This window comes from Streptomyces sp. NRRL S-87, from assembly GCF_000719335.1.
Classification (GTDB): Bacteria; Actinomycetota; Actinomycetes; order Streptomycetales; family Streptomycetaceae; genus Streptomyces.
This window is the reverse complement of sequence record NZ_JOGB01000029.1, coordinates 133,576-140,796: the sequence shown is the minus strand read 5'-3', so window position 1 is coordinate 140,796 and position 7,221 is coordinate 133,576. Positions and strand designations below refer to the sequence as shown.

General features: G+C 70.5%; 8 protein-coding genes. 3 read left to right on the top strand and 5 right to left on the bottom strand.

Annotated features, from left to right (window positions below; all coding sequences use genetic code 11):
• Positions 1-561: 561 nt before the first annotated feature.
• Positions 562-1,143 carry a Uma2 family endonuclease gene (locus IF43_RS0120095; protein WP_030202322.1) on the top strand — a complete coding sequence of 194 codons (582 nt, stop codon included), beginning with the start codon at positions 562-564 and terminating at the stop codon, positions 1,141-1,143.
• 100 nt (positions 1,144-1,243) lie between these two features.
• Here the strand turns inward: IF43_RS0120095 and IF43_RS0120090 are convergent, their stop codons facing one another.
• From IF43_RS0120090 to ychF, 3 genes are all read right to left on the bottom strand, one after another.
• Complete coding sequence (locus IF43_RS0120090; RefSeq protein ID WP_030202317.1) at positions 1,244-1,498, bottom strand: Txe/YoeB family addiction module toxin; 255 nt, start codon at positions 1,496-1,498, stop codon at positions 1,244-1,246.
• A complete protein-coding gene (locus IF43_RS0120085) occupies positions 1,495-1,776 on the bottom strand; it encodes a type II toxin-antitoxin system Phd/YefM family antitoxin (protein WP_030202315.1) in 282 nt (93 codons plus the stop codon). The genes IF43_RS0120090 and IF43_RS0120085 overlap by 4 nt, the downstream gene beginning before the upstream one ends.
• Positions 1,777-1,976: 200 nt before the next feature.
• Positions 1,977-3,065, bottom strand: coding sequence for a redox-regulated ATPase YchF (ychF, locus tag IF43_RS0120080; RefSeq protein WP_030202312.1), 1,089 nt, complete (start codon positions 3,063-3,065; stop codon positions 1,977-1,979).
• 139 nt (positions 3,066-3,204) lie between these two features.
• On the opposite strand from ychF, the gene IF43_RS0120075 reads away from it, so the two are divergent.
• Positions 3,205-3,753 carry a DUF6542 domain-containing protein gene (locus tag IF43_RS0120075; protein ID WP_030202309.1) on the top strand — a complete coding sequence of 183 codons (549 nt, stop codon included), beginning with the start codon at positions 3,205-3,207 and terminating at the stop codon, positions 3,751-3,753.
• Positions 3,754-3,867: 114 nt separating this feature from the next.
• Here the strand turns inward: IF43_RS0120075 and ppgK are convergent, their stop codons facing one another.
• Both ppgK and IF43_RS0120065 read right to left on the bottom strand, forming a co-directional pair.
• A complete protein-coding gene (gene ppgK, locus IF43_RS0120070) occupies positions 3,868-4,623 on the bottom strand; it encodes a polyphosphate--glucose phosphotransferase (RefSeq protein ID WP_030202303.1) in 756 nt (251 codons plus the stop codon).
• Positions 4,624-4,719: 96 nt separating this feature from the next.
• Positions 4,720-5,715, bottom strand: coding sequence for a 4-hydroxy-3-methylbut-2-enyl diphosphate reductase (locus IF43_RS0120065; protein WP_199922750.1), 996 nt, complete (start codon positions 5,713-5,715; stop codon positions 4,720-4,722).
• A gap of 88 nt (positions 5,716-5,803) precedes the next feature.
• On the opposite strand from IF43_RS0120065, the gene IF43_RS0120060 reads away from it, so the two are divergent.
• A complete protein-coding gene (locus tag IF43_RS0120060; RefSeq protein ID WP_030202295.1) occupies positions 5,804-7,219 on the top strand; it encodes an APC family permease in 1,416 nt (471 codons plus the stop codon).
• Positions 7,220-7,221: the final 2 nt, after the last annotated feature.

Here is a 7,221-nt window from a genome sequence, read left to right as displayed (position 1 = left end):
ACTTTTGGCACGCTGTTGAGTTCTCAAGGTGCGGACGCTTCCTTTGTTCCCGTTTCCGGGCCCTCCGGGCGCTTCCTTCGTTTCCGACTCTATCAGATCCTTTCGGCGTCTGATTCCCAGTCAGCGGGATTCGTCTTCCCGGCTTTTGGGCCGTTCCGACGAGTGAGACTTTAGCGGATTCCCTGCCCCCGACGCTAATCGGGCGGCTCGCGCTCGAAGCGTTCGTGCGCGGGTTCCTCATTTCGCTAAAACGCACGAACGGCAGAACGGCACGACAAAGCACCGTCAGCTTCTGTGGGTCTTGCGGAATGGCTGTCCGGGGCCGACCGGGGTCGGTGCTCACGTCGAACAGCTCGGAGAACATTACGGATCGCGGAACAGCGTGTCAACTTCACGCCCCGGCCATGCGCGGGCCGACGGCGCGGACGGCGGTGCGGACGACAGGAGGCCGATCAATCGGATCATCGACGAGCGGATGGCCAACCCAGCACGCGGCATCCCGATCGAGCCCCCGGTGACGATCTCGTGGCCCGCGCCTCGTCGAATCGCTACGGTTGAGCCATGACCGCACTGCCCGACTGGATGCGCCCGCCGCGCGCTGAAGGCTGGTTCGCGGAGGACCTCGACCGTCTGCCCGAGGCACCCCGCCACACCGAGCTGATCGACGGAGTGCTCGTCTTCATGATGTCGCCGCAGAGGTGGTGGCACGGCCACCTCGTCACCATGCTCACCGTCGCTCTCATGGAGCAGGCGCCCGGCGATGTCAGGGTCGGCCGCGAGATGACCATAAAACTCGACGCGCGAAACCGGCCCGAGCCGGATCTGCTGTTGACGACGGCCGACTACGACGGAGACCGCACCTGGTTCGCGCCGGACGAGGTGCGACTCGTCATCGAGGTCGTCTCACCCGAGTCCGCGCACCGGGACCGCACGGTCAAACTGCGCAAGTACGCGGAGGCCGGCATCCCCCACTACTGGTGCATCGAGGACGAGGACGGGGCGCCCGTCGTGCACGTCTACGAGCTCGACGAACCCACTGGCGCCTACGCGCCCGCCGGGATCTTCCGGGGCGCCCTCCAGCGCCCGGTGCCCTTCGAGATCAGCCTGGACCTCGACAAGCTCACGCCTCCGCGCAGCAGCTGAGAAGTCGGCAGCAAGTCAGCACGGGAACGTGGAAGGGATCGGACTCGACAGAGTCCGATCCCTTCTGGGGGTCATCCCAGCACCATCCCAGCACGGGCGGTCAGTAGTGGTACCGAGCCGCGAGGACGATGATCTCCTTGTCCGTCACCAGATAGACGAGGCGGTGCTCGTCGTCGATCCGCCGCGACCACGCCCCAGGCAGGTGGTACTTCAAGGGTTCGGGCTTGCCGATCCCTGAGAACGGGTCACGCCTGACGTCCTCGATGAGCTTGTTGATCCGGGCGAGCATCTTGCGGTCGTTCTTGAGCCAGGACGTGTAGTCCTCCCAGCCCTGATCCTCGAAGACAAGCCTCACGCGGCACCCGCACCCGCGTCCGCCGAGTCCGGATCGATCAGCTCGCGCTCCGACAGGTTGATGTTCGCCAGGGCGTTCTCGTACGCCTTGAGGAGCCGGCGAGCGTTCGCCGGTGAGCGCAGCAGATACGAGCCCTCGCGCAGCGCCGCGTAATCCTCGGCCGAGACGAGCACGGCGTTGCCGTGCTTCGAGACGATCTCGATGGCCTCGTGGTTCTCGTTGACCTTCTTGATCAACGGGAAGAGCTCCTTGCGGGCTTCACTCGCAGTTATCGACACGACCTGACCTCTTCCCTCAAGTGGTACCTAATAACGTACCACTCTGCGTGCCTTTCGGGAGGAGAGGCTGCTGATGGCCGGTCAGCTATCCCAGCACCATCCCAGCACGGTAGAAAGCCAAGGGCCCACCTCCGAGGAGGTGGGCCCTTGCGACTAGCACCACGTTTGCCAGGGGCACAACGTGGTGCTCATTCACACGCTCAGACGTTGAAGCGGAACTCGACGACGTCGCCGTCCTGCATGACGTAGTCCTTGCCCTCCATGCGCGCCTTGCCCTTGGCGCGGGCCTCGGCGACGGAGCCGCAGGCGACGAGGTCGGCGAAGGAGATGACCTCGGCCTTGATGAAGCCGCGCTGGAAGTCGGTGTGGATCACGCCGGCCGCCTCGGGGGCGGTGGCGCCCTTCTTGATGGTCCAGGCGCGGGTTTCCTTCGGGCCGGCCGTCAGGTAGGTCTGCAGGCCCAGGGTGTCGAAGCCGACGCGGCCCAGGGTCGCCAGACCCGGCTCGTCCTGGCCGACGGACTGCAGGAGCTCCAGGGCCTCGTCCTCCTCCAGCTCGGCGAGGTCCGCCTCGAGCTTGGCGTTCAGGAAGATCGCCTCGGCCGGGGCGACCAGGGCGCGCTGCTCGTCCTTGAAGGCGTCGTCCGTCAGCTCGTCCTCGTCCACGTTGAAGACGTAGAGGAAGGGCTTGGTGGTGAGGAGGAACAGCTCGTGCAGGAGCTGGCCCTTCTCGGTGCCCTTGGTGATGCCGTGCGAGAAGAGGGTGTCGCCCTCCTCGAGGATCTTCTTGGCCTCCTCGACGGCGGCCAGCACCGCGACCTTGTCCTTCTGGAGGCGGGCCTCCTTCGTCAGGCGCGGCAGCGCCTTCTCGACGGACTGCAGGTCGGCCAGGATCAGCTCGGTGTTGATCGTCTCGATGTCGTCCTTGGGCGAGACCTTGCCGTCGACGTGCACGACGTTCTCGTCCTTGAACGCGCGGATGACCTGGCAGATCGCGTCCGACTCGCGGATGTTCGCCAGGAACTTGTTGCCGAGGCCCTCGCCCTCGCTCGCACCGCGGACGATGCCCGCGATGTCGACGAAGTCCACGGTGGCCGGGAGGATGCGCTCCGAGCCGAAGATGCCCGCCAGGACGGCGAGGCGCGCGTCCGGGACGCCGACGACGCCGACGTTCGGCTCGATGGTGGCGAACGGGTAGTTGGCCGCCAGCACGTCGTTCTTGGTCAGGGCGTTGAACAGGGTCGACTTGCCGACATTCGGCAGACCGACGATTCCGATCGTGAGCGACACGTTGACGACTTCCCGTGAGCTGGAGGGGGGGGCATGGACACCCGGTCCGGAGACGGACCACCGGACAGTTTACTTTCCGATGAGTGGCGGTCGACGTGTCCAGGGGCCCTCCCGGTCCCGCGCGGCCTAGTTTTGTCGGGTGGAGCAACACAGGACGCGATCGCCGAACCACCCACAGCGACGGCCCCAGGGCCGGCGGCCCGCCCTGCCCCCGCAGTACGCCGAGGCCCGGCCGCGCGGAGCGCAGCTGCGGGGCGCGCGGGGTGGCCGCCGGGTACCGCTGCTGCGGCGGCTGCCCAACCCGCGGCTGACGGGGCTGGGCGGCGGCCTGTTCGCCTGCGCCGCGATGGCCGTCGTGGCGGGCCTGGACTGGCTGCTCTTCGACGGGTCGATGATCGCGTACGGGCTGCTCTTCGTGCTCGTCGCCGCCACGACGGCCCTGTGGGTGCGGCCCGCGGACCTCGTCACCGCCCCCATCGCCGTACCGATCGCGTTCGCGGCCGGGGTGTGGCCGATCGCCGGCGGCTCGGGCGGCTTCGGCGGGCAGCTGATGGGGGTCGTGACCGCCCTCGCGCTGCACGCCGGCTGGCTGTACGCGGGGACGCTGCTGGCCGCCCTGATCGTGCTGGTCCGCAAGGCGGTGCTGATCAGCCGTCGCCGCCGCCCGAAGCGGGCGGCGGCGGGCTGAGGGATTCCCCTTCCCGGGGGGCCTGCCCGGGGGGCCTGCCCGCCGGGGACGGCGGGGACGGCGGGGACGGCGGGGAGTTCCCCCCCGCAGCCCCCCGCAGCGCCCCCGCGGACCTCAGATCGCGGCCGAGCGGCGGGCCGCCATGGCGGCGCCCACGATGCCGGCGTTGTTCTGCAGGGTGGCCGGCACGATCTCGGCGCGGATCCCGTCCGCCACCATCGGCAGGAACTTGTCGGCCTTGCGGCTGACGCCGCCGCCGATGATGAAGAGCTCGGGCGAGAAGAGCATCTCCACGTGGGCGAGGTACTTGTGCACCCGCTTGGCCCACTTCTCCCAGTTCAGCTGCTCGTCGTCCTTCGCCTTCGTGGAGGCCTTCTTCTCCGCGTCGTGGCCGTGCAGCTCAAGGTGGCCCAGCTCGCTGTTGGCCACCAGCCGCCCGTCCGTGAACACCGCGCTGCCGATGCCGGTGCCGAAGGTCAGGAGGATGACGGTGCCGGTACGGCCGCGACCCGCGCCGAAGGTCATCTCGGCGACCCCGGCGGCGTCCGCGTCGTTCAGGACCGTCACCGGCAGGCCGGCCAGTCGTCCCGACAGGAGGGCACGGGCGTCCACGTCCACCCACGCCTTGTCGACGTTGGCGGCCGTTCGGGTGACGCCCTCGGTCACGACGCCGGGGAAGGTGACCCCGACCGGGCCGGACCAGCCGAAGTGGGAGACCACCTGGACCACGCCGTCGGCCACCGCCTCGGGGGTGGCGGGGTGCGGGGTCAGCACCTTGTAGCGCTCGCGCGCGAGGTCGCCGCGGTCCAGGTCGACGGGCGCGCCCTTGATCCCGGATCCGCCGATGTCCACGCCGAATATCTGCTGCATGGAATCACCGTACGGATGCCGGGACCGGTCGGCAGCGGGACGGCCGGTCCGGCCACCCGCACGGGTCTACCGCTCCGCGGTCAGCCCCGCACGGGTCTACTGCTCCGCGGTCAGCTCCGCCGCCTCGGCGCGCAGGTCGCGGCGCAGTTCCTTCGGCAGCGAGAAGGTGATGGACTCCTCGGCCGTCTTGACGATCTCGACGTCCTCGAAGTCGCGCGCGGCCAGCCACTCGAGGACCTCCTCGACCAGGACCTCGGGGACCGAGGCGCCGGAGGTCAGGCCGACCGTGGTGACGCCCTCCAGCCAGGCCTCGTCGATCTCGTGCGCGAAGTCGACCAGGTGCGCGGCGCCCGCGCCGGCGTCCAGGGCCACCTCGACCAGGCGGATCGAGTTCGAGGAGTTCTTGGAGCCGACGACGATGACCAGGTCGGCGTCCGCGCCCATGGCCTTGACGGCCGCCTGGCGGTTGGACGTGGCGTAGCAGATGTCGTCGCTGGGCGGCGAGACGAGCAGCGGGAACCTGGTCTTGAGCGCGTCGACGGTCTCCATCGTCTCGTCGACGGAGAGGGTTGTCTGGGAGAGCCAGACGACCTTGGACTCGTCGCGGACGGTGACCTTCTCGACGTCGTGCGGGCCGTCCACGATCGTGATGTGGTCGGGGGCCTCGCCGGAGGTGCCGATGACCTCCTCGTGGCCCTCGTGGCCGATGAGGAGGATGTCGAAGTCCTCGTTGGCGTACCGGATCGCTTCCTTGTGCACCTTGGTGACCAGCGGGCAGGTCGCGTCGATGGTCGCGAGCTTGCCGCGGCGGGCCTCCTCGTGGACCACCGGGGCCACGCCGTGCGCGGAGAACATCACGATGTTGCCCGGCGGCACCTCCTCCGTCCGCTCGACGAAGATCGCGCCCTTCTTCTCCAGGGTCTGCACGACGTACTTGTTGTGCACGATCTCGTGGCGCACGTAGACGGGCGCGCCGTACTGCTCGAGGGCCTTCTCGACGGCGATCACGGCGCGGTCGACGCCCGCGCAGTAGCCACGGGGGGCGGCGAGCAGGACACGGCGACGGGCGGCAGGAGCAGTCATGCGGTCCATCGTAAGGCCGTGCGCGGCAGGCCGGAGATCGTGCCCGTAGCCCAGACTGGTTCGAAAAGATCGTCTACGGGTGGCCCCGGGAGGAACGATGACGGCGCCCCAGGACCTCGGCCCGGGCGGGGGCCCCGGCGCGGGTCCGGGCGGCTCGGCCGGCGGGGGCCGACTGCGCCGGAGCCTCGGGTTCCGCGACCTGGTCGTGTACGGGCTGCTGTTCATCGCCCCCATGGCGCCGGTCGGGGTGTTCGGCACCCTCGACGCCCGCTCGCACGGCGCCGTCGCGCTCGTCTACCTGGTCGCCACCGTCGCGATGGCGTGCACCGCGTTCAGCTACGCCGAGATGGTGCGGGTGGCCCCGCAGGCGGGCTCGGTCTTCACGTACGCGCGCAGGGGGCTCGGCGAGGGGGCGGGGCTCACCGCGGGCTGGATGGCGATGCTGGACTACCTCCTCATCCCGGCGGTGGCCTACCTCTTCGCCGGGATCGCCATGAACGCGCTGGTGCCCGAGGTGTCGCGGTGGGCGTGGACGGCGCTCGCGGTGGTGGTCACCACGCTGCTGAACCTGTGGGGCGTACGGGCGGCGGCACGCGTCGGCTTCGCGGTGCTGACCGTGGAGGTCGCGGTGCTCCTGGTGTTCCTGGTGGCGGCGGTGACCGTGCTGGCGCGGGACGGGGCGCGGCGGGGCTGGCTGTCCCCGCTGACCGGGGACGGCTCGCTGGGGTTCTCGTTCGGGGCGGTGCTGGCGGCGGTGTCGGTGGCGGTGCTGTCGTACCTGGGCTTCGACGCGGTCGCGGCGTTCGCGGAGGAGGTGACCGGCGGGTCGGAACGGGTGGCCCGGGCCCTGCTGTTCTGCCTCGCGCTGACGGGCGTGCTGTTCGTGGCGCAGACCTACCTGGCGGCGCTGCTGGAGCCGCTGTCGGCGGCGGAGCTGGCGGCCGACCCGGCCGGGCAGGGGTCCGCGTTCTACGACACGGTCGACGCGGCGGTGGGCGCCTGGCTGCACGACCTGGTGGCGCTGAGCAAGGCCGTCGGCGCCGCGTTCGCCGCGCTGGCCGGGCAGGCGGCGGCCGGCCGGCTGCTGTTCGCGATGGCGCGGGAGCGGCGGCTGCCGCGGGCGCTGGCGCGGACCTCGCGGGGCGGGGTGCCGCGGGCCGCGCTGCTGTCGGCGGCGGCGGTGACGCTGGTGGCGGCCGTGTGGGCGGCCCGCCGCGACGACGGGCTCGACCACCTGGTGTCGGTGGTCGACGTCGGGGCGCTGACGGCCTTCCTGCTGCTGCACGCGTCGGTGGTGGGCTGGTTCGTCGTGCGTCGGGCGGGCGGGGCACCGAGGTGGTGGCGGCACCTGGCGGTGCCGGTGGCGGGGGCGGGGGTGACGGTGGCGGTGATCACGGCGGCGTCGGGGACGGCGCAGCTGGTGGGGGGCGCGTGGCTGGTGGTGGGGCTGGCCGTCCTGCTGGTCCAGCGGCGCCGGTCCGGGCGGGACGGCTCTGTCGGCGCGGGCCGTTAGCC